This is a genomic window from Streptomyces sp. NPDC002776 (assembly GCF_053592195.1).
Genome location: NZ_JBSFVG010000022.1, coordinates 1 through 25,539, shown reverse-complemented (window position 1 = coordinate 25,539; position 25,539 = coordinate 1). Strand labels below are relative to the sequence as shown.

General features: G+C 69.7%; 20 protein-coding genes and 2 pseudogenes. 8 read left to right on the top strand and 14 right to left on the bottom strand.

The window, feature by feature from the left end:
• Positions 1-144: 144 nt before the first annotated feature.
• The 3 genes and pseudogenes from ACWD11_RS31175 to ACWD11_RS31165 form a co-directional block, all read right to left on the bottom strand.
• Positions 145-1,302, bottom strand: coding sequence for a hypothetical protein (locus tag ACWD11_RS31175; RefSeq protein WP_451287002.1), 1,158 nt, complete (start codon positions 1,300-1,302; stop codon positions 145-147).
• 154 nt (positions 1,303-1,456) lie between these two features.
• Positions 1,457-1,620: pseudogene (locus tag ACWD11_RS31170) on the bottom strand (telomere-protecting terminal protein Tpg); the annotation flags it as partial.
• A gap of 427 nt (positions 1,621-2,047) precedes the next feature.
• The gene (locus ACWD11_RS31165; protein ID WP_451287000.1) at positions 2,048-2,497 is read right to left on the bottom strand and encodes a hypothetical protein; all 450 of its coding nucleotides are present in this window, start codon (positions 2,495-2,497) and stop codon (positions 2,048-2,050) included.
• Positions 2,498-2,735: 238 nt separating this feature from the next.
• Here ACWD11_RS31165 and ACWD11_RS31160 point away from each other — a divergent pair, with 238 nt between their 5' ends.
• Positions 2,736-3,116: a hypothetical protein gene (locus ACWD11_RS31160; protein WP_389420189.1), complete on the top strand. Its 381-nt coding sequence runs from the start codon at positions 2,736-2,738 to the stop codon at positions 3,114-3,116.
• A 137-nt stretch (positions 3,117-3,253) separates the two neighbouring features.
• Here ACWD11_RS31160 and ACWD11_RS31155 read toward each other — a convergent pair whose 3' ends face one another.
• Positions 3,254-3,850 carry an exonuclease domain-containing protein gene (locus tag ACWD11_RS31155; RefSeq protein ID WP_451286998.1) on the bottom strand — a complete coding sequence of 199 codons (597 nt, stop codon included), beginning with the start codon at positions 3,848-3,850 and terminating at the stop codon, positions 3,254-3,256.
• Between the two features lie 1,142 nt (positions 3,851-4,992).
• On the opposite strand from ACWD11_RS31155, the gene ACWD11_RS31150 reads away from it, so the two are divergent.
• A complete protein-coding gene (locus ACWD11_RS31150) occupies positions 4,993-5,733 on the top strand; it encodes a peptidoglycan recognition protein family protein (RefSeq protein ID WP_451286996.1) in 741 nt (246 codons plus the stop codon).
• A gap of 75 nt (positions 5,734-5,808) precedes the next feature.
• Positions 5,809-7,383, top strand: a complete 1,575-nt coding sequence (locus tag ACWD11_RS31145) for a glycoside hydrolase family 10 protein (protein ID WP_451286994.1) — start codon at positions 5,809-5,811, stop codon at positions 7,381-7,383.
• Positions 7,384-7,576: 193 nt separating this feature from the next.
• Here ACWD11_RS31145 and ACWD11_RS31140 read toward each other — a convergent pair whose 3' ends face one another.
• From ACWD11_RS31140 to ACWD11_RS31125, 4 genes are all read right to left on the bottom strand, one after another.
• Complete coding sequence (locus ACWD11_RS31140) at positions 7,577-8,860, bottom strand: protein kinase domain-containing protein (RefSeq protein ID WP_451286992.1); 1,284 nt, start codon at positions 8,858-8,860, stop codon at positions 7,577-7,579.
• A 104-nt stretch (positions 8,861-8,964) separates the two neighbouring features.
• Positions 8,965-12,447, bottom strand: coding sequence for a protein kinase domain-containing protein (locus ACWD11_RS31135; protein WP_451287079.1), 3,483 nt, complete (start codon positions 12,445-12,447; stop codon positions 8,965-8,967).
• Positions 12,448-13,395: 948 nt separating this feature from the next.
• Positions 13,396-13,923 (bottom strand): aspartate carbamoyltransferase, encoded by a 528-nt coding sequence (locus ACWD11_RS31130; RefSeq protein ID WP_451286990.1) that lies wholly within the window; start codon positions 13,921-13,923, stop codon positions 13,396-13,398.
• Complete coding sequence (locus ACWD11_RS31125; RefSeq protein WP_451286988.1) at positions 13,910-14,359, bottom strand: MarR family winged helix-turn-helix transcriptional regulator; 450 nt, start codon at positions 14,357-14,359, stop codon at positions 13,910-13,912. The genes ACWD11_RS31130 and ACWD11_RS31125 overlap by 14 nt, the downstream gene beginning before the upstream one ends.
• 1,060 nt (positions 14,360-15,419) lie before the next feature.
• Between ACWD11_RS31125 and ACWD11_RS31120 the strand changes: the two genes are divergently transcribed.
• A complete protein-coding gene (locus ACWD11_RS31120) occupies positions 15,420-15,551 on the top strand; it encodes a hypothetical protein (protein WP_451286985.1) in 132 nt (43 codons plus the stop codon).
• Positions 15,552-15,992: 441 nt separating this feature from the next.
• On the opposite strand, the gene ACWD11_RS31115 is transcribed toward ACWD11_RS31120, so the two are convergent.
• The 3 genes from ACWD11_RS31115 to ACWD11_RS31105 form a co-directional block, all read right to left on the bottom strand.
• A complete protein-coding gene (locus ACWD11_RS31115; RefSeq protein ID WP_451286983.1) occupies positions 15,993-16,712 on the bottom strand; it encodes an esterase-like activity of phytase family protein in 720 nt (239 codons plus the stop codon).
• Complete coding sequence (locus ACWD11_RS31110; protein ID WP_451286981.1) at positions 16,667-17,161, bottom strand: esterase-like activity of phytase family protein; 495 nt, start codon at positions 17,159-17,161, stop codon at positions 16,667-16,669. The genes ACWD11_RS31115 and ACWD11_RS31110 overlap by 46 nt, the downstream gene beginning before the upstream one ends.
• Before the next feature lie 779 nt (positions 17,162-17,940).
• A complete protein-coding gene (locus ACWD11_RS31105) occupies positions 17,941-20,799 on the bottom strand; it encodes a CHAT domain-containing protein (protein WP_451286979.1) in 2,859 nt (952 codons plus the stop codon).
• A 182-nt stretch (positions 20,800-20,981) separates the two neighbouring features.
• Between ACWD11_RS31105 and ACWD11_RS31100 the strand changes: the two genes are divergently transcribed.
• Together ACWD11_RS31100 and ACWD11_RS31095 are read left to right on the top strand one after the other, a co-directional pair.
• On the top strand, positions 20,982-21,374 hold the full coding sequence (locus ACWD11_RS31100; RefSeq protein WP_389420909.1) for a hypothetical protein: 393 nt from the start codon (positions 20,982-20,984) through the stop codon (positions 21,372-21,374).
• A complete protein-coding gene (locus ACWD11_RS31095; protein ID WP_451286977.1) occupies positions 21,371-22,270 on the top strand; it encodes a hypothetical protein in 900 nt (299 codons plus the stop codon). The genes ACWD11_RS31100 and ACWD11_RS31095 overlap by 4 nt, the downstream gene beginning before the upstream one ends.
• A 46-nt stretch (positions 22,271-22,316) precedes the next feature.
• Here ACWD11_RS31095 and ACWD11_RS31090 read toward each other — a convergent pair whose 3' ends face one another.
• Positions 22,317-22,469, bottom strand: coding sequence for an aldehyde dehydrogenase family protein (locus ACWD11_RS31090; protein ID WP_451287077.1), 153 nt, complete (start codon positions 22,467-22,469; stop codon positions 22,317-22,319).
• 14 nt (positions 22,470-22,483) lie between these two features.
• Here ACWD11_RS31090 and ACWD11_RS31085 point away from each other — a divergent pair.
• A pseudogene (locus ACWD11_RS31085) lies at positions 22,484-22,890 on the top strand (transposase); the annotation flags it as partial.
• 158 nt (positions 22,891-23,048) lie between these two features.
• Here the strand turns inward: ACWD11_RS31085 and ACWD11_RS31080 are convergent.
• The gene (locus ACWD11_RS31080; protein ID WP_451286975.1) at positions 23,049-23,537 is read right to left on the bottom strand and encodes a cupin domain-containing protein; all 489 of its coding nucleotides are present in this window, start codon (positions 23,535-23,537) and stop codon (positions 23,049-23,051) included.
• Positions 23,538-23,634: 97 nt separating this feature from the next.
• The gene (locus ACWD11_RS31075) at positions 23,635-24,456 is read right to left on the bottom strand and encodes a hypothetical protein (protein ID WP_451286973.1); all 822 of its coding nucleotides are present in this window, start codon (positions 24,454-24,456) and stop codon (positions 23,635-23,637) included.
• Between the two features lie 999 nt (positions 24,457-25,455).
• Here ACWD11_RS31075 and ACWD11_RS31070 point away from each other — a divergent pair.
• On the top strand, positions 25,456-25,539 hold an 84-nt coding region (locus ACWD11_RS31070), incomplete at its 3' end, for a GlsB/YeaQ/YmgE family stress response membrane protein (protein ID WP_451287075.1).

Sequence of the window (25,539 nt, the reverse complement as noted above, 5' to 3'; positions counted from 1 at the left end):
GGTTCCACCAGGCGTGGTGGCGGGGCGCGGCGGGGGACGCGGCAAGGGCTGTTACGGCGCTTATTGACCCCCAGCGCTCAGGTAGCGCACCGCCAGGTGCCGCGCTCAGGTTCACAGTTTGGTGTGCGCTCAGTCCACCCGTCCCTATGGGGCGATACTCCATGAGCCGCGTGACTGAACGGACAGCAGACCAGCCTTCCTCGGGGCGACGGCCGTAGCCGTGAACGGCCCGTCGCCCCGGCACAGGAGCGACCCGAGCCTGAAGTCCGGCCGAAGGCTGTGGAGTGAGAAAGCGCCCCCGTCGTGCTGGGTGATCCGCAGGGGCACCTGGCCGCCAGGATGCCGCACGACGTAGGAGCCGGTCGATCCCAGTTCTCCCTCCAGAAGCGGAATCTCCTCCTGCGGATGCAGCCAGAACTGCCACCTTCCCCTGGTATGCACTTGGAGGCGTATCTCATCCCGGCCGTCGGCCTCGACCGGAACGATCGCCCGCGTCAGCAGGGAGCCGTGCGTGAGGATCTGCCTGGGTCTCCTGTTGTCGTCGGGCGGGCTGGTGAGCTCAACCCACGAGTTCGTGGTCCGCTCCAGGTGGACCACCAGCAGAGCGGGCTTCCGAGGGTCAGTACGGACCAGTTGGACTCCCGTATTGCCGCGGCTCTCCCGGCGCTGCCGCACACCCGTGTGCTCGGGCCAGGTCTCGTAGGGATCGGGAGAGGCGAGGGGGAAAGGGCGGGGCGGAAGAGCTGAGGTCGGCCGACGCCCCATACGTCTCTGCGCGCCCGCGTCGGCGGCGCCGGCCAGGTTCGGGACCGGCCCGGTCTGCGGGGCGAGCCGTTGCTCCCGCAGCCCGTTCTCGATCGCTGGCCTCCCCTCGGCCAGGCGTACGGCATCAGCTGCGCACACAGCGATCATCCGGGCCGCACCCTCGGAAGGAGCCCAGCGGACCTCCTCGGTCGACTGTCCGTGACGGGGGTCGAAGAAGCACAGGGGACGCCGCTGCGGGCGTGGCCGTCCTTCGACCACGGCGTCCACGCAGGCCAGCGCATGGCGCCCCTCGTCGAGGGCGCGCAGCACATCGGCGGCGTCCCGGAGGTTTCGATCGCCGACAAAGTTCTGCTTGGCCTGCTCGTAGGCGTCCAGCGCCCGTTGGTAGTCAGCGAGGAGACCAGGGTCATCCTGATGCCGACCCGGCACGAAGGGATGCCCGGCAAGCATCTCGCCAAAGGCGGTGATCTCCGCATCGACCAGGGCAAGTTCATCCTCGCGTCTGCGTCCGCTGAACAGACCGGCGATCGCCCTCACTATCCCCGTCAGCCATACATATGATCGTAGTCGTGTCGGCCGGGTCGGGTATGTCACCTGTCGCCCGCTGTTCCTCTTCCCTGCCAACCCAAGCGCTCGTCCGCCAAGGCAAGTGCTCAGTCACATCCCGGCCTCAGCTGTTCGGGAAGGGCCTCTATAGGTCGAACTCCACCTGCTCGATGTCCGTGAACCGGACCTCCTCCAACTGCTCGGCCCGGTGGCCGCCGTCCTGGAAGTACACCTCCTTGAGCGCCTCGGCCACGATCTCCTGCATTGTGGCCTCGCTGGTGCAGCCTCTTGTGCGGCAAAGAGGTGGGCCCGCTAGACAGTACGACGCCCAGGAAATACACCGTCGACTCCCCCGCCTGGCTGCCCTCTGCCTCAGGGCCGCGCAGCAGGGAGGCGACGGCGCGCGGTGTTCGTCTCACGCGGCGTTCCGCAGGGCTGCTCGGCGCGCACTGGGACGGCGTGGCAGGCGCAGCGCGTCGTGCAGAGGGGTGCCCAGCGCTGCCCAGGTGTGGAGGCCGGTCGCGGTCGGCCCAGTACACCCGGTGCCGCTCGCCCCACGCCCACCTCCAGCCAGGGCGTGGCCGAAGGGGCCGCAACGGGGATGTCAGCGGCCCGACCACCCCGTACGCCCGTAACGGCCCAGGCGGATTCCCCGGCAGCTGCGAAGGCCGGCCCCCCCACCTACCGCGACAGTCGTCCCAGCGGAGTTGGGGGCGCGACGCGCAGGTCGGCCGGGTCAGGGGCCCATGCACGGAGAAGGCACACCGGGCAGCTTGTTGTCCGGATGGGCGATGAAGTAGCTGGCCATCCAGCCGTAGGTGCCGCGGGTGTGGTTGTCGACGAAGACCCAGTACGGGTTGGAGCCGACCGTCTGGCCCAGCGTCTGGCAGTGGACCTCCAGCCGGTCGCCCGGCTGCGCCTGACCTGTGACGTCCGGGCAGTTGGTGGTGGAAGGACTCTCCCCGCAGGCCCATCCGTTCACCCGTTGCAGGTCGTTGCGCATATTGACGTCGGACGCCCAGGTGGTGAAGAACGAGCCCGCGGCCAGCTCACCAGAGGCCGCCTGCCCCACCGAGCGCATGGGATGGGACTCTTGGGCAGACGCCGTACCGGCGCCGAGTACCAGAGTGCCGAGCAGAGCCGCGCTGCCGCCCAGACGGGCGACACGGCCAAGTGCCGTTGCCATGAGGGTTTCCCTTCCAAGGGAGCCGAGTGCGCGCCGGCCTGATCGGGCCGGCGGGAGTGAACTACGCCATCAAGACGGGATCGCGGCCCGCCCTGTATGAGACGTGCCCGGAGAAAAACCGCCCGCCGCAGTACTCATACGACAACGCCCTTACGCCGGTCCCAGTGACGAGGCGGCGCTACGCCGCCCCGGCCGACCGCGACCCCTTGAGGTCCCGTATCCGACGGAGCGTTCAACGATGTCCCTGCTCAAAACCCGTGTCGCCGCCGCCGGCATCGCCGCCGGCGCCGCTTTCACCCTGCTCGCCTCCGCCACAGCAGCCGAGGCCCGTCCCGACGCGTTCTATGTCTCGCTGCAGCCCAACAGCAACATCCGCACCGCTCCCAACACCCAGAGCCAGATCCGCGTCAACACCGGCCCCACCGTGGACCGGTACCACATGTACGGTCTCTGCTACGTCCGCGGCGAAACGGTGACCGCGGGTGGATACACCACCAACGTCTGGTACGCCGGCAACATCTACGACAGCCAGGGCGCCCAGTACAACGGCTATTACGTCTGGGGCGGCAACGTCAACGTCGGCACCGACCCCGCCGACACCGTCGACCCCTGCTCCTAACCACCGCCGCACCCCACGCCGCCGACAAAAAAGACAAGACAGTCCCTACCAGGCTCTGCCGCCACACCCTCAGCGATCTGATCCGACGTCACCGGACATCCAGCCGCCGAAACTGCAAACCCGGCCAACCTTCACGGTCAAAGCCCTAGGACGACAGTGCCTGCGACCGGCCATGCCCCGCGGCCCAACAGATCGAGGACGAGGGCGGCGATGTTCCACGCGTCGTCCTCGCCGCGGTGATGGCGTCCCTCAAGCGGCAGTCCGGCGATCTGCAGAGCGTGGTCCATGCCGGGTTTCTTGCGCAGCCCGTAGGCCGCGGTGAATACGGCCTTGGCATTGGTGTGGGTGCGCTCCGTCGGATAGCCGAACGGGTAGGCCACCCCGTCGGCCTGACTCTGCCGAGCGAATTGCCGACGGTCGTACTCGCCCCAGCTTGCCCAGGGGCGCTCCCCGGCCTCGTACTCCTCCACGAGGATCCGGCATGCCTCGGCGAAGGTGACGCCTCGTTCCACCTCGGTTTGCGTCAGTCCGGTCAGTTCAGTGCAGAAGTCGCTCACCGTCGACCGGACGGGGCGAACCACGACACGGTGCCGGGACAGGCGGCGCCCTGCCGACACGTCCACGACGGTGAGACCAATCTCGATGATCTCGTGCACGGAGCCGGGCGGCGGCCGTCCGTCCCAGCAGGTGGCTTCCACATCAATGACGTTCAGCAGGGACGGTCCGTGGCGCATGAGGCCGAGGGTAGGGCTGTGCACCTGGTTCCGGCACCTCAGTTTCTTCACGTCCACACCGTCACCGCCCACGCGACCTCATCCGCGACCAACCTGCGCGTTCACGCCCAGCCGACGGTGGTGGCGGACCACCGTGCAACTGTCGGGAGTGACCGGGCAGTTCGCCCCCTAGGGGGCACCACACCATGCGGCTGCCGCTTAGCTCCTGCCGCCGGAACCGTGCGCTTCGCCACGGGAGTTGCCCATCGCCTCTAGGCCGACCTCATCAGCGCTGGTCGCGGACCAGTCCCTGTGCCCAGATGTTCGGCGGACCACGGAGAAGGGCAACCGTCCGCAGTGGCGGTGGCGGGCGTTGGTCGAGGGCTCCGTCGACCGCTGCGCGTTGCGCGAGAACCTGCCCAGCAGCCGCGTGTGCGGGCAGCGGCCGCCGGGACCGTGAAGGCGCTGACGGTCGTTCCGGGCGGGTCCGCGAGCGACCACGGGTCTTGCGACGAAGAAGGGGCGGGATCATCGATCCCCGCCACGTGCTAGGGCCGGAACAACTGCCAGTGCTCCCGCGCACGCCGACACCCCCTGCGCCTCCCGCAGAACACCCGCAAGCAGTTCGGCACTGGCCCATGACCCCGCCGAGGACCAAACCGAGCTTTCGAAGGGTCAGCAGCGCCCCAGCGTCTCCGAATCAACGGCGACACCCCGCTTTCCCCTCCCAGGCCACCGTCGGCCCAAGCGGCAGCAACCGAGTCGCCCCACGGGCCAGCGGCGCCAGTCGATCCACGGCCACCAACAGCGGAACAACTTCCATGCCGGTACGTCGGACGACGACTACCGCTGTCTTGACTGGAACCTGTCAACGTATCAACAATTGCTTGTACCTCCCCACCCCTTGGAGGACCGTTGACCCACGGCCCGTCTCGCCGCACGACCCTGCTGGCGGCAGCCGCCGGTGCGTTCGCGCTGCCCGCCATATGTTCCGGACCCGCGCGTGCCGGGACCCCCCTGCCGCCGGGACGCCGTGAACTCCCCATCGTCACGCACCCCCGCCACCCCGGCGCCGTCCACGGCCCCGAAGCCGCGCGCGGGGCCCACACCGAACCCCTGAACGCCGCCGTCAACTGCGCCCTGGATAAGGGAGGGCGGAGCTGATGGCCACGTTCGTCACCCGCTCCCAGTGGGGCGCCAGGGCGCCCAGGAGCGTCAGCAGCGACATCACCCCGGCGCAGGGCGGTGTGGTCGTCCATCACGTCGACGCCGTGAAGGTGGCCAAGGCCGATCACGCCGACTGCGCCGCCCAGGTGCGGGGCATCCAGAACTTCCACATGGACGACAACGGCTGGTCGGACATCGCCTACAGCCACCTCGCCTGTGTCCATGGCTACGTCTTCCAAGGCCGCGGCGAGTACGTCCGCACCGCCGCCCAGGGCACCACGCAGGGCAACGACGACTGGTACGCGGTCTGCGCGCTGACCGGCGGCTCCAGCAGCAGCTACGACACCATCACCGCCGGGCTCATCGACGCCATCCGCCACGGCATCAACCGCCTGCGGGTGTCGGGCGGCGCCGCGCGGGCCATCACCGGCCACCGGGACCACCACGCGACCGCCTGCCCGGGCAACCTGTACGCCAGGGTGCTCAGCGGTGAGGTCAACCCCGGCGGCGGCCCCCTGCCCTACCCCGGCGTCAGTTTCCGCCAGCCGCCGACCTTCGTGCACGCCAGCGTGGCGACCTGGCAGTACCGGATGAACAGCGCGCACGGCTACTCCCTCACCGTGGACGGCCAGTACGGGCCGGGATCCGACTCCGCCTGCCGCAACTTCCAGTCGCGCAAGGGACTGAGCGTGGACGGCGTCGTCGGACCGGCCACCTGGGGCGCCACGTTCGCCTAGAGCCGGCCCAGGCCCACCGCCATCCCACGACGTACGCCCGCAGCCGACGAACTCCACCCGAGGGGACACCTCGACATGCGCTTGCCTCGCGTACTCACGACCCTGGCGGCGGGCCTCGGCCTGCTCCTCGGCGCGCTCACCGCGCCGGCCGCCCACGCCCGCGCCGACGACGGCGCGGCGGCACCGGCCCAGTGGCGCAGCTACTGGGTGGACGCGTTCAACCCGGGCATCTACACACCCGCACAGGTCACGGCCCTGGTCGAGGACGCGTTGGACGTCAACGCCAACGTCCTGATCGTGCAGACGGCCCGGCGGTACGACTGCTTCTGCAACAACGCCCTGTACCCGCGCACCGACGCCGCGATCGCCCCGGAGCCCTACGACCCGCTGGCGGAAGTGATCCGACAGGGACACGCGGCCGGACTGCAGGTGCACGCCTGGGTCAACGTCAACACCATGTGGAACAGCAGCACCCCGCCCCGCTCCCCCGACCACGTCTTCAACCAGCACGGCCCGAACGCCACCGGAGCCGACCGCTGGCTCAACAAGAAGGCCAACGGCCAGGAACTGGTCGGTGCCAACGCCTATGTAGACCCCGGCCATCCGGCGGCCGTCGACTACATCGTCCGCGGCATCCAGAGCATCGTGCGCAACTACGACGTGGACGGCGTCAACCTCGACTACGTCCGCTACCCGGACGGCAGTTCCACCACCACCCACAGCGACTGGGGCTACAACGCCGTGTCCGTCGCCCGCTTCCAGCAGGCGACGGGCCGGACGGACGTACCCCTCCCGTCCGACACCGCCTGGAGCGACTGGCGGCGCAGCCAGGTCACCCAGCTGGTGCGCAGGATCTACCTCGGAGTCTGGGAGGTCGACCCGCGGGCCCGCCTGTCCATGGACGCCATCACCTACGGACACGGGCCGCAGGCGGTCGGCGGCTGGCGGGCCACACGCACGTACGCCGAGGTCCTCCAGGACTGGGCGGGATGGCTGGCCGAGGGGATCATGGACACCGCCGTGACCATGAACTACAAGCGCAACTGGAATCCGGACCAGGCGCGGATGTTCTCCGAGTGGTCCGAGTTCCTGGCCGACCACCAGGGCGAGCGGCAGGCCGTCAACGGACCCGCGCTGTACCTGAACGGCGTCGCGGACTCGCTCAGCCAGGTCAGGGAGGCGCTGAGGCCCAGCGCTGCTGGCAACACCGCGGCCGGCTGGAGCGGTTATTCGTACGCCGCCCCCAGCAAGGACGTGGCGGCCAACGGCCTGGCGGCCGAGCGGGCCAAGCTGGAGCAGGCGCTGATTCAGGGAGAGGACGCGCCGTTCAAGGACGAGGCGGCCGTACCCGGCATGCCGTGGAAGACGGCACCCCTGGACGGGCACGTCACCGGCAGGCTCCTGCTCCGCAGCGGCGGTCCGCTGGACCAGGTACCGGTGAGGCTCGCCCCGCTCACCGGTGACGGCCGGGTGACCACGCGGCTCAGCGACGGCTCGGGCTGGTTCGGCTTCGCCCATGTGGAACCAGGTCTGTATCTCCTCACCCTCTCCCTGCCGGAGGGCGTGATCGGCGCCCCGAAGACCGTGGTGAGGGTGACGAAAGGCGGCATCGCGAAAGCGGCGTTCCCGCCGTTCCTCGCCAGGCCCTGACGCGGCGACTGCGACGGTAGGCAGCACAGCACCGGGGTCCTCCATCGGCCCGGGAACATCAACGCCTCCGCCCCAGCCCCAACCAGCAGAACTGCAACCTCACTGCTCGACCCCGACCGTCACTTCAGGGATCCGCACCCAACGGCTTTTGAGCGGCATGGCCAAGGCCACTGCTGTCACGAGGACGTGTCGTTCAGATGGCTGTTTCCAGCGCCTGCCGGAAGGACTCCGCGGTCGTGGTCACGATGCGCGGACTGTCGATCAGCGCCTCGTCGATCACGTCGGCGAGGCGGCGCGGGATCGACGGGTCGCGGTCTCTGATCGGCACAGCCGCATCCCGAAGCAGCACCATGATGGGGTCCGCATTCGGCGGAAAGGTACGCGGCGTGGTCCCGGTCAGCATGCGGTACAAGGTCGCCGCCGTGGCCCAGACATCGACCTCCGGCTTGGCGTATTTGTAGTCCACGACCTGCGTGCGCGGCATATAGGCCACTGTGCCCGCCACCGCCCCGGTGCGGGTGAGCCCCGACAAGCCGGCCTGGTCGAACGCCTTGGCCAAGCCGAAGTCACTGATCTTGACCGTCGTGGGGGTACCGGATGTGCCGCCCGCGCCGGACGCGCCGAGTGCCGTGAAGAGGATGTTCGACGGCTTGATGTCCCGGTGCACCAGGCCATGACGGGTGTGAGCGTAGTCGAGCCCGTCGAGCACCTGGGCCGCAATCGCGACGGCCTCTGTGGGTGGCAGCGTGCCGCCCCGAGCGGTCAGCAGTTGCGACAGCGTGCCGTACGCGCAGAACTCGCAGGCCAGGTAGAACGTGGCGCCGTGCGAGCCACTGTCGTGGTAGCCCACGATGCCGGGATGCCGCAGACCGCGGACGCTCTCGATCTCCCGCAGGAAGGCGTTCCTGGCACGGTGACCGACCGCCACCTCGGCCAGCAGCACCTTCAGCGCCACGAGTTCGCCGGTGTCCAGGTGCCGGGCGAGATGGACGACACCCTGCCCGCCCCGGCCGAGCTCGCGCACCACCTCGTAGCGGTTCATACTCGCCGCCTGGGACAGCAGGCCCCGCACGAGGGCCTGGGGGTCCTTCCGGCAGGCGCCGCAGATGATGTCGCCCGGGCGCCCATGGTCGGCATACTCTGGCGCGTCGCACCCGCAGTGGGCGCAGTACATCCGGGTCGGCTCCAGCGTGGGGGCGCCAGTGAGGGTCTCCACCCGCAGCAGCGTCCGGCCGATGCGCACCTCGTCGCCGTGGGCGAGGTCGCGTTCCGGGAACGCGGTGCGCGCTGCCTGCTTCGGCGTCTGGCCTGCCCGGCGTCTGCCGATCTCCTCTCCGTTGACGAAGGTGCCGTTCAGGCTCCCGAAGTCCCGCACGCGCACGTCGGGCGGGTTGATGTCGAAGAGGCAATGATGCCGTGAGACACGCCGGTCATCGTCCGGCAGCCTGGGCCAGCAGTCGGAGGCCCTGCCGAGCACACAGGTCGTGCGTTCGGTGAAGGAGAACGTCCGTCCCGCGGACGGGCCTTCCCGCACGGACAGGATGACAGCCGCCGGGTCCGCCCCGGCCGCCCGCTCCTCTCTCATACCGTTTCGCCTTCAGGAAATCGGTACTCCCAGTCCAGCTCCCAGACGCAGGTGACGCCCCGGCGGTCGATCGAGGTCACGAGGTGGCCGTTGTCGCCGATCCCCAGCCACATGATCTCCCCCTCGTGGTTTTCCAGGCTGCGCAGGCAGCCGCCGGTGCCAAGGTCCCACACCCGTACCAGACCGTCACCCCCGCCGGTGACGGCGAAGTGGCCGTCATCGCTGACCAGAACCCTATGGACAGGAGGGCGTACGGCGTTCCTGACGACATGCCGGCACCGGCCTGAGACAAGGTCCCAGATGCGCAGTGTCCCGAAGTTGTCGACGGAAGCGCCGCTCCCGCCGTCCACGGAAGCGCCCACTTGCACTGAGGCGACCACGGCATCGGGGTGACGTTCGTGGCCCGCCAGCACATGGCGGCACGTCCCCGCCGGTGCGTCCCACACCTCCACCCTGCCGTCCCCATGGGTCGACAGCAGCAGGTTTCCGATCCTGCTCCAGGAGATCAGTGAGTCGTCCCGGCTTCTCAGCTCCTGGAGGCATCTCCCGGATCGCACGTCCCAGATCCGCCGCACCCCCGGCAGCCCCCAGGAAAAAGCGATGCGCCCGTCGGCGCTCATGGCCACGTCGAAAACCGTATCGGTGTGGCCGACGAGCCTGCGCCGGCACTCACCCGTCACCAGATCCCACACGCGGATGACCGCACCGTCCGAGGTGAGCCCGATCCGGCCGTCGGCGCTCACCGCCAGCGCGTGAAACCGCTCCGTGTCGCTGCGCAGCACATGTAGGCACCGTCCCCGCTCCACATCCCAGACCCGTGCGGTGCCGTCCAGGCTGCCCGTCGACAGTGCGATCCGATCGTCATAGCTGAGCACGAGAGCGCCGACGTTTCCGCTGTGGCCCTGGAGAAGGTGACGCAGACTCCCGTCCTTCAGGTCCCACACCTGGACGTCATGGCAGTCCGTGCTGCGGTTCAGCATGATCGGGATCTTGTGGCCCGCCACGCGTGGCTCGTGACCCACGAGAGACGGGGTGGCGCCCAGCCACGCCCCGGACAGAGTGGCGCGCTGCCCGGTTTGCGCCAACTCGTGCCAGCGGTCGAGCAGCGGGCGGTGCCGCTGGTACCCAGGCATGGCCCGCGCCCGGCGGATCTCCTGGGCCGCGGCGTCGATGCGGCCCTGGGCAATCAGCTTGGTCGTCCGGTCCAGGGCGCCGCGCACCATGCCGCTCTCCTGGAGCCGGTCGGTGACCGGCCGCGGGCGTGGGTAGCTCCAGGCGGCGGCTGGCCCCGCCCCGGTCCATTCCCGCACGGTGACGGTGCCGTTCCGGTCCCCCATCAGTACGGTGCGGCCATCATCGCCGAAAGCCAGCGAGATGGGGTCGCCCTGCTCCTTCCAGGTCTGCAGGCACCGCCCGGTGGCCGTTTCCCAGAGTTCGACGGTGTGGAACCGGGCGAAGAGCGCGTGCCGGCCGTCGGCGCTCACCGCGAAGATGTCTGCGGGTGCGCCGGGGCGGGTGATGGCGCGTCTGGTGCCCGCCGCGAGGTCCCAGACATGCACCGTGCCCGCGGCCTGGCCGGTCCAGACCTCCTTGGTGACGAGGATCCGGCCCTCGGAGTCGAGTGCGGCACGGGAGAAGTCTCCCTCTACGGTGCCGAGCAACCGGCCGGTACGTGGCTCCCACACCCATGACGGGCGACCTCGGTGGTCAAGTGCGAACGCGACACTCCCGTCCGCGCTGAGGACCGCCCTGCGGATCCCGGCGTCCCTCGGTCCCTCGTCCAGCGCCCGCAGGTACCGGCCGGTACTGGCGTCCCAGACGCGGATGATCCCGGTGTCATGTGCCGTCAGTACCAGCCGTCCGTCCGCACCCATCGCGACGCCGCGGGCCTCTTCCAGGCCGTCTTCGGCGGCGCCGGTGTGGGCGAGGGTGTGGCGGAGCCGGCCGGTGCGCAGGTCCCAGATCTGCGCCGGGCTGCGGTAGTCGCCGGTGACGGCTGTGCGGCCTGCTGCGTCGATCGCCAGGAAAAGGACGCCGTGCTCGGCATCCGTCACCTTCACAGTCCGCACACTGCGGCCGTCTGCGAGGTCCCAGACGCGGATCGTGCCGTCCGAGGACGCGGACACGCCGGTCCGGCCGTCCTGGCTCAGGGCCACCGCGTTGACATCGCTGGTGTGTCCGGTCAGGACCCGGGGCGGAGCGAATCGAGGAAGGCGGTCGGCCTGGTCGAGCGCCGCGGTGCTGTCCCGCCTGTCGGACCCGCGTCCGGTGGCGGCCCGCAGCGCCTGCCGGGCGGCCTGGGCGTCGCCGCGTTCCAGCTGCACCAGGCCCAGCAGATACTCGCCCGTGCCGTCCTCGGAGCGCGCCGCGCGGACCCGCTCCAGGTCGGCGACGAACTGGGCATCGGTGATCCGTGCGGTACGCCACAGATGCAGGCCGCGGTTGTACACCGTGTGGGGGTGGTGGGGATCGGCTTCGGCGGCCCGCTGCCACAGCTCCTCTGCTTCCTCGGTCCGTCCGAGATCCAGCATCGACAGGGCCTGGTTGCACAGCTCGTCGGCGAGGCGCCCCGCCGTCTGCGGCTCAGGACGCGCGTACGGCTCCCCGCACGCCTCGCCGTAGACGGCTGCCGTCTCGGCGGCCAGCTCGCCCATGTCCCGGGGTCTGTCGCCCGGATCCCAGGCGAAGCAGCGTTGCAGCAGCGCGACAAGACCGTCCGGTACGGTGTTCCTCTGGTCGGCGACGTAGGCGGTGAACACCTCCGCGGCGGTCTGCCCGTACCGGCACGGCGGGCGCCCCATGAACATCTCCAGCACGGTCAGCGCCCACGACCAGGTGTCGGTCGCCCGCGTGAGGCGGGTTCTCGGCCGCCCGGAGTCCGCAGTCCAGATGGCAGCCTCTGCCTGCTCCGGCGAGCAGTACGCCGGGGTCATCCCGCCGAACCCGGCCAGCACGCTGGCGCCCGGCACTACTGCCGTGCTCTCCCCGGCCGCGGCACGGGCCCTGGCCAGACCGAAGTCCGTCACCTTGACCGTGCCCTCGCGATCGAGGAGCACGTTGGCTGGCTTGACGTCCTGGTGCACGAGGCCGTGCCGGTGGGCGTGTTGCAGCCCCCACGCGGTCTGGACGGCTATATCGAGAATCCGGCGCAGCCGATCCCGGCGACCGCCCGCGTAGAGGTGCCCTTCCCGAACGGCCTCAGCGAGGCTGCCCCCGTCCAGCCATTCGGCAAACACCCTGGGCACGCCCCCCAGCCTGCGCACATACACACAGTTCACCGTGTGCGGATGCTCTCCCAACCCCACCCACGTCGCCGCCTCGGCTTCGAAATCACGCAACCCCCTCCCGGTGGACACCAGTTGGGACCGTGGAGCCTTCACCGCAAGTTCCACGTTCCACCCACGGTGCAGCACCCGGTAGACCAGACCCATCCCCCCACTGCGGATCACATCCCGGACCTCGTACAGACCGAGGATCACCTCTCCCGGCCGCCACACAGCCGGCACCTGACCATCCACCACCTGCCGCTCCCCTCCCAGCCGACCGCACGAACACTGGATGATCGATTCCAAGGGATCAGCTGCACGCACCCCCACCCCGCCACGGTAGGAGTCCGACGGCGCCGACCACACCCCATCGACCCTGGCAAGATTTCCGTGCAGCTGGGCGTGACACCGCGCCGGTGACGCTCCGTCAGGGCACGCGGTATGGTCAGCGAGTGTGCGGCCTGTTTTGCCGCACCTTCATGCGATACGGATGACGAGTTGACGGCTTGCTGTCCGGACTGCGGTCGTGGTTCGGCGCGGGTGCACAGCCGCTGTACGCGTACGGTGGCCGATCGGGCTGTCGGTACGGCGGTTGTTCTGCGACAGCCGGCGCTGCCGACGGCGGACGTTCGCCGAGCAGGTCGACAGGCTCGCGGTTCGCTGGAGGCGCCGCCGACCTCTGCTCCCGTACTTGGTGGAGATGGTCGGCGTGGTGTTCGTCGGCCGAGGCGGAGCCCGGCACTGGCGCATTCTGAAGGCGCCCCTGTCTCGGCCCCGCGTACTGTTCCACCTGATGCGGACGCCTCTTCCGCCGACAGCGATCCCGGGGTGCTGGACATGGACGACTTCGCAGTGTATGCGGACGTCTACGGCACTCTGCTGGTGGATGCTGACACCCGGCTGCCGATCGAGCTGTGGGCGGGGCGCGACGCCGGGCAACTGGCCGACTGACTGAGGACGCATCCCGGTGTTGAGGTGGTCTGCCGGGGCGGCTCGCTGGTCTACCGACAGGGCATCGCCGACGGCGCGGCAGGGCCGACCGAGCGGAGTGCGGTTGCTCCGCCACCGCGTCATCGTCGTCGCCTCACTCCGACGCCGCCGCCGCCAGCGACGGAGCGTCACCGGCGCACGGTGTCATGCCCCAGCTTCACGGAAATCGAATCAATGGCCGGACTCGGCGTGCGCGCCGTGGTCACCGAGCTGAGCCTCGAACCAGTCGCGAAGGGCGTCGACCAGCGCGGAATCGTTGGTGGTGTAGGTCAGGGTGGCTCCGTCGGCACGTTCCTCGTAGCGCACCTCAATACGGTCATGCCCGTCCCGCAGTTCGGCGAGGCCGGGCATGTCGGCGCCGTGGATCCGGGCGGGGTCGGCAAAGTCACCCCGGCTGAACGCCTCCGCCTCATTGCGCAGGTGAGTGCGTATCAGGCCGATCTGCTCGGAGTCACCGCGCTGGTCGGCCACGACATCCTGGACGCCCCCCGTCGCTGTGGACGTGAAGCGGTGGGTCGTCTGCTCGAGATCGAAGGGCATGACTGTCTTACCCCGTTCGGCCACTGAGGCCTGCCGCTCGCTCCGGCCCTCGCCCGACCCCTGCTGCGAGCCGCCCGCCACCAGCGTGACAGCCGTCACCGCGCCGACGAGCACCACACCCGCGCCCGCCACCAGGGCCCGGCGCCTACTGCTCTTCATCCAATGCCTCCACCATCACATCGAGGGCGTGCAGTACCACCGCTCTTTCATGGACCGGGATCGAACCGAGCAACCGGGAGAACCGCTCCCGTCGCGCTTGAGCCAGATTCTGCGCCGCCCGCTGCCCCGAAGGCGTGAGCCGCAGGACAACGCCACGTCCGTCATCGGGAGCCGGAGCCCGTTCCAACCAGCCACGAGCGGACATCTGCCCCACCAGCCGGCTCACCGTGCTCTTCTGCAGCCGCAACCGCCGGGTGAGTTCGACCTGCCGCATCTCGCGCTCCTGCGCGAGCTCGCCCAAGGCGTGTGCCTCGGAGACAGAGATGGGCTGGCCGCAAGGGGTAGTTTCCGGCTGGTGCAACCCGAAGGCGCGAACGAAGCTCCCCAGCGCCTCTTGTAGGACGGCCGGGTCATCAGCCCTGTGATCCCTGGACATGGTTCGACCGTACAACCAGAAGGTTCGATGACACAACCAGTTTCAGGGTGCTCGGGCAGAGTCGCTGATGCGGACGTAAGGAGCCGGAGAACCTGAGCTGTGGTGGAGCGTGGGCTTCGAGCCAGGGTCCGTACGGCGTAGAGCGTGCCGAGGGACGGCGGCCAGACCGCCGAGAAGGAGCCGCAGCGCCACCTCCGGCAAGCGAGGCTGGAAGCGAGCACTGAAGTATCCGCCGACCAGTCCACCCAGCGCGCAGGCGAACCCGAGCCATGAGCGGGATGCGCCATGCCGCGGGTGATCAGGGACAGCAGCGCATAGGCACTCCCACCAATGACCGAGGGGGCGAACGTCGCGGCGTGCATGGCCGGCGCCACCCGCGCCATGGGCAGATCTCGGGCGGCGAGGATCGGCCCGAGGAGGGCTCCGGCGCCGACGCCGTAAGTGCCGCCCACGGCCCCCACCACCATGGCAAGGCTGGTGAGCGCAGCCAGGGACGGCGCGCGCCACCCGCCGGTGCACGTTCTGCGGTCCACGGGCATCCGGCTCCCGGGGCCAGCATCCGCGAGCGAGGCTGAGTCACTGCGGGCGATTGGCGTGGTCGGGCGGCTTCGTCGCAGTCGGCACAGCGGGCCGACGAGGGCGCCTGCGGTGTGCGGACCTGTGCATACGCCACGCCCCGGCGCGGTACGGCTACATGAGCCTCTTGAAACACCGCTCCACGCGGCCGGCGGTCGTCCAGACGGGACGCTCGCGGGCGGTGTCCGGGTGTCGGTGGTCGAGGGGCGCATGGTGAGCGGCGCGGACAGTGCCGCGTCGGCGGACGGCATAGTCAGGTCGGTCCGGCGCGGGGCGTGCGGCCCGCGCGGTCAGGTCTGTGCCGTGCAGGCGCAGCACGTCGATCACGATCAGGTGGGCAGGCCAGTTCTGCCCTCAGATGCCCGTGGTACGCCTGTCCGGAGCGAACTGGGCGTTCTCGTTCGGGGGACGACGCGGTTATTCCAAGACAGCACGGGCATCGCTGCCACTGACCGGATCGGTACCCGACAGACAGAAGCCCACTGTGTCTCTTCGGTCCCTCATTGCGCCTGCGGGCGCTGCTGCCGGCGCCCTCGACCTGCTCATGGCCGTGTCCGGCTCCGCGTCGGCGGCGACCGGCCAATTCCGCTACTCGTACACCACCGTCGACGGATAGGATCCCGCCAGCGGCGAGTGCATCAACCTCCCAGCGCCGGGTTCCGCACCCGGATCTGCTTCCCGAGCACCCAAGAACTTCACGAGGCCTGTCTTCTCCTGACGAGGCCGACCACAAGCACGTCCGTTCATACCGGCCGCTCCGGCACCCAACCGCCCCAGCTCCGTGGTCGGCGCGACACCGGTGGCGCGCCAGCGACGGGCGTCAACGACGGCGAACTGCGGCTCCAGGGCGGCCCGGCGCCGGGCGTACGGCCACACCTTGAGGTCCTGTGCCGTCCAAGCGCAGGACCGGGCTGCCGGCTTCTGCAGCCGTGCTGCCCGCATCGGGGACTCGGCGGCCCGAACCCCGGTCATCCGTCATCTGGGAAAGCGGCTCGCGCTACGGGTTCATGACATCCCGCAGCGCGATCGCCCCTTCACGATGTGGCGTTGCGGGTTTTCAGCGGATGCCGAGTGCGACGATCTGGGTGACCTCGTCCTGGGCGAAGTTGTCGTCGCTGACCAGGAGCAGGGTGCGTTCGCCATTGGGCGGGGGCGGGCCCCAGGTCATGCCTTCGGTGTTGTCGACCGCGGACAGGTCCAAGTCGTGGAAGTCCGTGACCAGCTTCTTGCGCATGGGCACGACCTTCGTGCCGGCCAGGGAGTCCATGTTCTGCACCTCGGTCGCGCCGCGAGTGGTGGCGTCGTAGATGCGGATCTTGAATCCTGCGCCCGCCACCCAGGTACGTTCGAGTACGAGGTAGCGGCTGGCGTCTTCGGGGAAGGCCAGGATCGCGGGCACGCCGGTGTCCGGGCCCCATGGGCTGGTCTGGTCGGGCTCGGTGAAGATCTTTTCCAGGGGGTAGGCGAACTGCCCGCGGACGTCGCCCTGCCGGTTCTGCTGGGTGACGCGGACCAGGGCACCGTGTTCCAGGTCGGGCTCCGGGCCGTCCTGGAACAGCGGCCCCTCTACGGCACTGGTGAGCGTGCTGTTGTGGTCGCCGAAGGTGATCGCTTCCACCGCCTTGTTCCGTCGCAGACCCCAGTCCTGCCTGGTCGACTCGTACTGGCGGGGCAGAGGCAACTGACCGAGATGCCGGCCGGTCCGGGTAGCGAACTGGATCGTCGGCTGGATCAGCGGCGACTCGACGACTTCGGCCGGTCGCCCTCCTGGGCCCACCAGTACCGGCAGCTCAGCGGGTCGACCCGCAGCTCTTCCGGGTCCACCACGTTGCCGTCGCCGACGTTGGCCGGCGGATACGTCGAGCCGTCCGGCTGCAGGAAGGGGTGCGTGCCGGTGAAGTCGACGGAGTGAACCCCGGCGCTGTCCACATCGATCCTGGCGGTGTAGAAGCGGGCGGGCTGCAGGGCTGAGCGGTCGTCGCTGACCATCACGTACTCGCCCGTACATGGATTGCGGTCGATGCCCGACAGGCCGCCAACCGTCGTGTTCCGGAAGGAGAGTTTGTGCGGAACGATTTTCTCGCCCAGCAACCGTGCCTGCGCCCCGATCTCGGAGCGATTCGTGGGAGCGTCGGTGTCGCCGGGCTGGGCTGCCGCCGCGGAGGTCATCGTGGCCGCCAGCGCCAGGGCCGCGGCGCAGGCGCGGCGACTCAAAGAAGCTTTCATGACACCGAGCTTGACCCAGCGCCCCCGCCCCGCTCAGTCACCCATCAGGGTGACCGGACCCATGGCGTCGCCCTGCCGTGTGGCTGGTGGGGTCGGCGAGTTGAGGACGCACAACTGAGTTCCAGCTGTGCGACCAGGGGCACGACGGTGACGGCGCCTGGTGGTGTGCGTCGACGCCGGAATGGATGGCACGTCCCGAGGTCATGCGAGCCCGGCGTACTCGCCGATTCAGCCGCGCCCAGCAATCCTCGGAGTCGTTGGGCAGGAGAGTGGATCCCCGCCCTGGTGATGGGCCGTCCCGGCGATCTCCTCGCGGCGTGTTCCCGGCGCTGCCGCGATGCTGCGTGATCAGTGTCGGAGGGAACGGCTGGCCCCGGGGGCGAGGCATCCCGGCTACGCCGACGTCCGGGCCCACGGGCTGGGTTTGGACAGCTCGTTGCGACTCGCCGTCCGGGTAAGGATGCGGCTTGCGCGGCCGCGGGACGCCGACGGTGGACTCGATGGCCGCGAAGTCGGCATGGGCCGCCTCGGGGTGGTCGCTGGACCGGGCCGGGTACGTGGTGGTGACGGCCGGGACGGCACAGGCCGGGCGGGACGACGGAGCCGGTCGAGTGTGCCGACCGGGCCACCGGCCTCGCCGAGGCCAACGCAGTCGTCCGACTCATCGTCAGCGAACGTACAGACAGTATGGAGCGCTTACCGGACGAAGAGCCCCGGTCGTACTGCGACCGCGCCGAACGCGATAGCCGTCCACTCCGTCGCCATCGTGGTCGCGCCCATCAGTGACCGGCGTGGACATACCCGGCCCACAATGAAGGGCTGGCCGGATACCGGTCACGCAGGTCGCGTACGGCCCGGTGCAGCGCCCGGGCCGACAGTTCGGTGCGGGGTGGGGCGCTGCCGCCGTGGGTGAGGCCGGCGTAGGTGGCGCGGGTGATCTCCACCGAGGTGGTGTCGTTGACCGGCCAGAGGGTGCCGATGACGCGTCGATATCCGGCGAGTTGGAGGGCCCCGGTGATGTGCAGTGGCTCGTCGGTGTTGTCCGGGTGCGTGTTGGAGGTGCTGCAGGCGGACAGGAAGGCGAGGTCGGCGTAGGGCAGTTCCATGGCGGAGAGGTGTTCCACGGTCAGCGGTCGGACGAGGTGGTCGTGGAGCAGCAGCATGCCGGCGCCGGGATTGTCCCAGGAGGTGAGGCCGTGGCAGGAGAAATGGGCGATGGGGCAGGCTGGCAGCGCGCGGACGACGTTCCCGTACGTGGCCTGCGCGCCCGACAGAACCAGGGCGTTCGGCAGCAGTTCCGTGAGGGCCGCGGCCTCTGCCGCAGCCCCCGGCAGCGAGGGGGCGCTCTCGGCGTCGGGCACCGCCACGACCAGCGTGTGCAGGGCTGTTCCGGCCGCCGGGGGACTGTTCCGGTCTGCCAGGGCGCGCACAGTGGTTGTGTAGGAGGAGACGGCCCGGTCCATCACCGTCGCCTTCCCGCCGCTGTCGTGATGACCGGCGGCATGGAGCGGGAAGTACGCCATCAGGCCGACGGGGCACCACCAGATGCGGGGCAGGGGCTGCGTATCGGAGGACGGGGCGGTGAGGCCCAGCGCGTCGAGCACGGGTGCGGTGACGTGGTCCCACAACCAGCGCAGGATCTCGTCCAGGTCCCGCTGGGCGTCCCGACGGGCGAGCAGTGACGGGTCGTTCGGGGCGACGAAGACGGCACGAGCCAGGCGCAGGAGGTGAGCGATGACGTCGGCCTGCGTCAGGCCGGTCAACGGGACTGCCAGGACGGGCTGTTCAGCGTCCGCCCGCAGGATGAGTGCGTCGCATCGGCGCTCGGCGATGTTCACGAGCACTACAGGGCCCTGATCGGCGTGGTGGCGCAGCGCCTGGACGGAGGGCGCCCGCAGGAACCCTTCCAGCCCGTCGAGGCTCCGGATCCGGCTCATCAGGTCGTCCCAGGTCCCGTCATTCCCGTCGCGGGCACGGGCGTTGAGGGCGGTGCGCAGCCGCAGGAACTCGGCATGGAGCTGGGGTGACCGGTGCCGCAGCAACCTGATGTCACGGGCCTCCAGCGTCCGGCCGTGCCGGATTCCGCGCGACAACTCCAGGATCTCCAGAGCCCGTTCCGGTCTGCCGAGCTCCAGCGCGGCGGCAGCGGCACCGTCCGCCAGACCCTCGATCTGTCGGAGCCCGATGACGTTGCCCCTGTAGGACAGCCAGTCGGGGGTGAGTTGCGGCAGCAGGGCAACCGCGGCTTCGTAAGCGGTGAGTGCGGCGTACGGGTCGCCGAGAGCGGCCTCCATGGCGCCCAGGTGCTGGAAGCTCTTGATCCGCACGCTGGGCGGTCCGGCGGCGGACGCGGCCTCGGCGAAGACATGCCGTGCCTGGCGTCGCCACGCGGCGGTGGCGCCGTCGCCGTGCCTGGCCAGGTCGCGCAGGGTGACGCCCAGATACCACAGGCGATCGCCACGTTCCCGGTGTCCGGCCGGTGTGGCGGCCGCCACGTGCTGTAACAGCCCCAGCGCCTCATGCAGTGCTACGGCGTCCGCGCCGCGCGCGTCCACGCTGGAGCGGTACAACAGGATCGCAGCCAGGGAGAATTGTGCCTCTGTGCGCCAAGGGCCGGGCTCGGGGGCGGCAGCCACGGCCGTGCGGGCGGTCAGTTCCGCCTGGCTGAGCGCGAGTTGATCGTTGGTCATGGCATGCAGGGAGGCCAGCGACTGAGTGAGGTCGATGAGAGTGTCGGCGTGCTCGTCGGCGGCCGACGGTGTCTCGATCGTCGCCTGCATCAGGTCGATGGCCCGGCGCATCAGGTCGGGGTCCCTGCGGTCCTGGGCGAGCAGCCTGACGGCGGATGCGAGACGTGTCCGACGCGTGTTGAACTCGGGATCGCTCCTCGGTGTGGCCGCGAGGCACTGTTCGCTCAAGTCGACGGCCTCGACCAGCAGTCGCGTGTCCGTCGTCGCGTCGTGCAGTGCCCTCAGAGCGCGTACGAGATCGAACTGTGCCCCGGCACGCTCGGAGGCACTGCCGGCCTCGGACAGCGCCTCGCGTGCGAGGCCGACGGCTTCCTGGAGCGGTTCGACGTGTGCGGTAGCACCCGCGAGATGCCGCAGCGAGGTGATCAGGGCCGTCCGGAACATGGGGCGGAGCTCGTCGCCGGGCGGGACGGTGGCATAGCCCTCGCGTGCCACCTGGACGGCCTCGACGGGTGCGTCCCGGTCCCCGCTCCGCTCGAAGTGCTCACCGAGCTGGACCACCAAATAGAATTGGTTCACTTGACGCATGCCGTCGCCATGCGGCGTCGCCGCCACGGCCTCGCGGAAGGCGAGCACTGACTCGGCCACGGGCTCGGGGGAATCCGTGCCCTGTGCGATCGTGAACAGTCGCTGCCCAAGGCTGTTGAAGACCCGGCCGCGGCCGTAGTGGCCCGGCGGCACCAGCGGAACGCAGCGATGCAGCAGGGCGATCGAAGCGGTAAGGTCCGCTTCCCGCGCCGTGCCGGTTCTGCGGTCGGCGCGGTCGGCGAGCAGTTCCGCGGCAGTGAGCAGCACTTCGAGATCGTACGGATCTTCGGTCGCCAGTTCGTGCAGCCCGGCCAGCACGTCGGACGGGTCGGTGCCCCGCCTCTCATGCACTTCGGCCATGAAGAGCAATTTGCGGCGCTTCCACTTACTCATCGCGTCCTTGCTTCCTGCTGGTCCCCCGCGGCGTCCCGGCATCACACCGCCGCTCACCGTAGCGGGATGTAGGTGATCCTGGGGCCCTGGAGTCACCAACTCTGGGATTGTGTAACAGATATGGCCATCGCCAACGAAGGGAGCGCTCGGTGGACGAACTCGCGGAACGACTCAGTCGCGTGTGCACACTCATGGGCGCGGGCGAGCTGGAGGAGGCGGCGCGTGAGGCAGGCGCGACGGAACTCGTCGGGGCTGTCCTTGCGGCACTGCGCGGAGAGGAACCTGTGGCACGCTCCGTGCTGGAGCGTCGGCTGGACACCCTGGACGACCGGATGGCCGCGGCCGGCTTCGGCATCGTGACCAGGGCGGCGAAGGGCATGCCGACGCTGCCGGGGAACAGCCCCGGGCGTCCGGTGGTGCACCGGTGGACCTGTCCCGCCGCCCACCCTTGCGAGCGGTTGCCGAGCGCGGAGTTGCACCCGGAGGCCCCCGTGTGCGCGATGACTGGCCGTCCCTTCGTCTACGGCCGGGCCCGGCTGTGACCACCTTTCTGTCCGCCCTCGCCGTCAAGGCCGCCGAGAAGTGGCTCGCCCTGCTCGTCCTGCCCGGCGTGGTCTATCTCGCCGGTGTGGCCGCCGCCCTCGCATTGGGACACCCTCACGCCCTGGACCTAGCTGAACTCCAGTCGTCCAGCGACCAGTTGGCCACCCACCCAGGAGCCTCCAACGCCGGTGTGATCCTCCTCGTGGCCGCCGGTGTGCTGGCGGCGGCCACGCTGGCCGGAATGTGCGCCAGAGCGTCGGCCCTCATCGTGGAGCTCCTGTGGACCAGTCGGGGCGACCGGTGGCCCGCGCGCCTTCTCGTACGGCGCCGCGTCCACCGCTGGCAGCGGGCCGACGCGGCGTGCGAGGCGGCCGGGACCCGCGCCGAACTCGCCTGGGCCATCGAACGCCGCGAGGCCATCGCCCTCGTCCGCCCCCGCCGGCCCACCTGGACCGGCGACCGCCTCCACGCGGCCGACCAGCGGGTGTACGACGCCTACGGCCTGGACCTCGGCGCCGCCTGGCCCCGGCTCTGGCTGACGGTGCCCGATGCGGTCCGGGCCGAACTCCTCTCCGCACGCCAGGCCTACGGCGCCGCTTTCGGGCTCGCCGGATGGGCCCCGCTGTACCTGCTGCTCGGCGCCTGGTGGTGGCCGGCGCTGCCCGCCGCCGCGGTCATCGCGGCCACGGCATGGATCCGGGTCCGCTCGGCGACGGCGGTGTTCGCTGATCTCGTCGAGGCCACCGTCGACCTGCACGCGATCACCCTGGCCCAGGAACTCGGCCTGACTGGCGAACGGCCACCCCTCACCAGGGACGTTGGCGACGCCATCACCACCACCCTGCGCAAGGATGCGCCGCCCGACCCACACCGTGATCCGCCGGGCGCCGTCTGACCGCGGCGTCCCGCCTCCCGGCAGATCAGCACACCGGCACCGCCCACTACTGGTACTCCAGCAACTCCGCGACGCCGCCCCGCCCGCTTTCCCGGCCCGGTCCGGACTGCTTGACGCCGCCGAACGAGGCAGCCGGGTTGAACAGAAGATCGATGTTGAGGCGAACCGGGCCGACCTCCAGGCGTTCACCGAGGCGCAGGGTGCGGTCGAGGGCGGCAGCTCGCCCCGCTGTTCGGCATTTCGCGGGCGACCGTGTGCCGGGTGATCGAACGGCTCGGACCGTTGCTCGCGCTCGAGCCAGCCCCGGCCTTCCAGAAAGTGCCCCGAGCGGCTGTGGATCGTGGACGGCACCCTCATCCCCGTCCGCGACCGCGAGGCGGGCGCGTCCGCACGAAACTACCGCTTGTCGGCGAACGTGCAGGTCATCGTGGACACGGACACCCCGCTGGTGGCCGACACGGACACCCCGCTGGTGGTGGCCGCGGCCCGGCCGGTGCCTGGTACCACCGCGGATACGGAGGCCTGACGGCACTCCGACCCTGGCCGATCACTGCGAGGAGCTGACGGTCCTCGGCGACGGCGCCTACATCAGCACCGGTCTGATCGTCCTGCACCGCAAACTCCGACGAGGGCTGTCGCCCGCATGCACAACCTCGCCCTCACCACATGAGACGACAGGCCAGCCGCCCGCTCCCAGCTGCACGACCACAGCCTTCTGCAACACCCTTTGGCCATGCACGGCCACGGGGCGCTCGACGGATTCGTCTCCTCGCGCCGGCTAGTTCCGCTTCATTTCGACCTCGACGAAGGCCAGCGGCGAAGTGCCGACGTTGATGACCTCGTGTTCGCCGCCCGCCGGGCGGACGTAGGACTCTCCAGTCCGTAGCTGCGAAGAGGTGACCGAGCCGTCGGGGGTGATCACCTCGGTTTGGCCGTCGGTGACGGGGACGACGACGTAGTCGTACTCGTGCACATGCCGACCGGTGCTCTGGCCGGGCTCGAAGTCCCAGCGGGTGACCCGCACTCGCTCGTCCTCGTGCTGCACGCTGGCGCGGGCCGTGGTCGTCATGACCGGTCTCCTTGCTGTATTTGCCGGGTGGTCGGCGGACATTACTGGTAGCAGGCTAGCTTTCGGGTCCCGCTGTAGCGGGAAGGGGAGGTTGCCACCTGTGGTCGCGGTGCGCTGGGCGAGCAGATCGGCGACCAGGGCGAGCGTGGGCCAGGTGAGGCGGCCGTGGTGGGCGACGGCGTGGGCCCAAAGGATCACCTGGGACGGTGAGTAAGGAGACGCCGCGCTGCTGCCCGGAGAGACCTGTTCAACCTCATGACCGACCAGCTCTCCCCCGCCTCCGACACGGCGCAAACTATGCCGGACTCCGAGCGTTCCCTAGGCCAGCGCCGGAAGCCCGTGCCGCCCGACCGGAGCAGCTGCCCACCGGCGTGAGGCAGTCCTCCAGCGCCGCGCGCTGACTGCCAGGGAGGTGATCGCCCAGCGGCGTTTTACGGGGACTGTGCTCGCCCGCGCAGACCCAGGCGCGCTCGTCCTCGTCGTAGGACCAGGAGGCAGCCCCCCACATCGGGTGTCCTTGGAGGAGACTGCGAGCCAAGGGCTCGCAGTCGTTCGGGGCATCGTGAGCGATGAGTGCGTCCTTCACCCGGGTGACAGCTTCGGCGGGGATGTTCGCATCGCCCAGCACGGGCAGCAGCAGAAGCAGCCGGACGTGCGGGTCAATGACTCCCTCCCCGTCCCCCGGGGCGTCCAGGAGAGCAGCGAGCTCGGCCCAACACAGGCCGGGGCCGATGCGGTCCTCGTCAGTGCTCGCGAGGACCAGGTCGCTCCTCCGCCAGTCGGGGTGGGCGAGGAAGTAGTCGGTGGAGGTGTACTCCTCACCACTGTTGTAGTGCACCAGGACGCTGTGCCCACCCGCCAACGGAATCCGGAACACCGGCCAGGCGGCCCTGTCACACAAGCGCTCCAGCATGGCCTCGACGTCCGCCGGGTCAACGCCGAATGACTCCACCAGCACATCGTCATACAGGTCGATCAGGTGGGCGGCGAAGAACTCCGGCTCCGCCAGCAACGGCACACCATCAACCACCGGAGAAGAGGCATACAAACGACGCGCCATGACCATGCCGTGATTCTCCCGCCCGATGATCGCGACTGTGCCATCGCCCCCGGTCAAGAACGTCCTCCACGTGGCGAGGCGGACGTCGAGCCGTCCATGGGACGGAGTGCGCCGAGTTGGATTGTTCCGGACCGGTTGTGGAAGACCGCGAAACCGCTGGTCCCACCATCGAGGGCGCGGCCCCACGGCGACGGAACGCAGGACACGCGCGATGAGTCGCTCCTCGCGACCTTCTTCTACTGCCTGGTCAGCGGATGCGCTCGGTGTCGGCCGCCACCCTGCTCCGGGATATCAAGGTCGGGCCGCCACCCGCACAAGGCCGCACTGCATCCTCTCGGCGACGCCGACCTCATCGATGTCACCCGCGTCGTCCTCGTCACCGCGCACGGCAGGGCTGAAAGGCGGGCGGATACGAATACCCGAGCCCGTGGAGCGAGGCCGGGTTCGATGCACATCCTGTCGGACGCGAACGGACCGCTCCTTCTCGGCGGCATGCGGCAGCCCGGCTGGCAACACCCCCGACATCAAAGAGAACAAGGCCCCATGACCGAGGGTCACCCATCGAACCACGACCCCTACCGCGGCCGATACTTCAAGCCCCAGCCTCTACACGCGGACAACGCCTACGGCCGTGCCGAGCTAGCTGGTCGGCGACCACCAGCAAGGTGCCGTGCTTGGCCTGCAACTTCCCAGCTCGGACAGTTCCCGCACAAGAGCCACACCCATTGATCATCAGCGGGCGGCCGTGACGTGGCAGTACCGCACAGGGTCTTCGAGTGCGACCAAGAAGCGGGCCCGTGCGGCCTTGACCCATCCTGCCTTCTGCGGCGCCTGGCGTGCACATCTCGGTTTCTGCCTCCAGGCGCGCACGCGGGCAGAGGAGGAGGCCGGTAGAACCGGAGCTCCACGCTCTCTGGTCGCAGCCCTCCCATCTGATGCCTGCTCGTCTCGGGTCAGGAGCTGGCACAGCTGGGTGCGGAGAAGATGTTTGTTCGGGCGCGATCGGTGCAGACGATGAACTTACACATCCTTTATACGACGAAGTGGAGGGACACCATGGGCATCATCGCGTGGATCCTGATCGGCCTGCTCGCCGGCGCCATCGCCAAGGCTCTGATGCCGGGCAAGGACCCGGGCGGC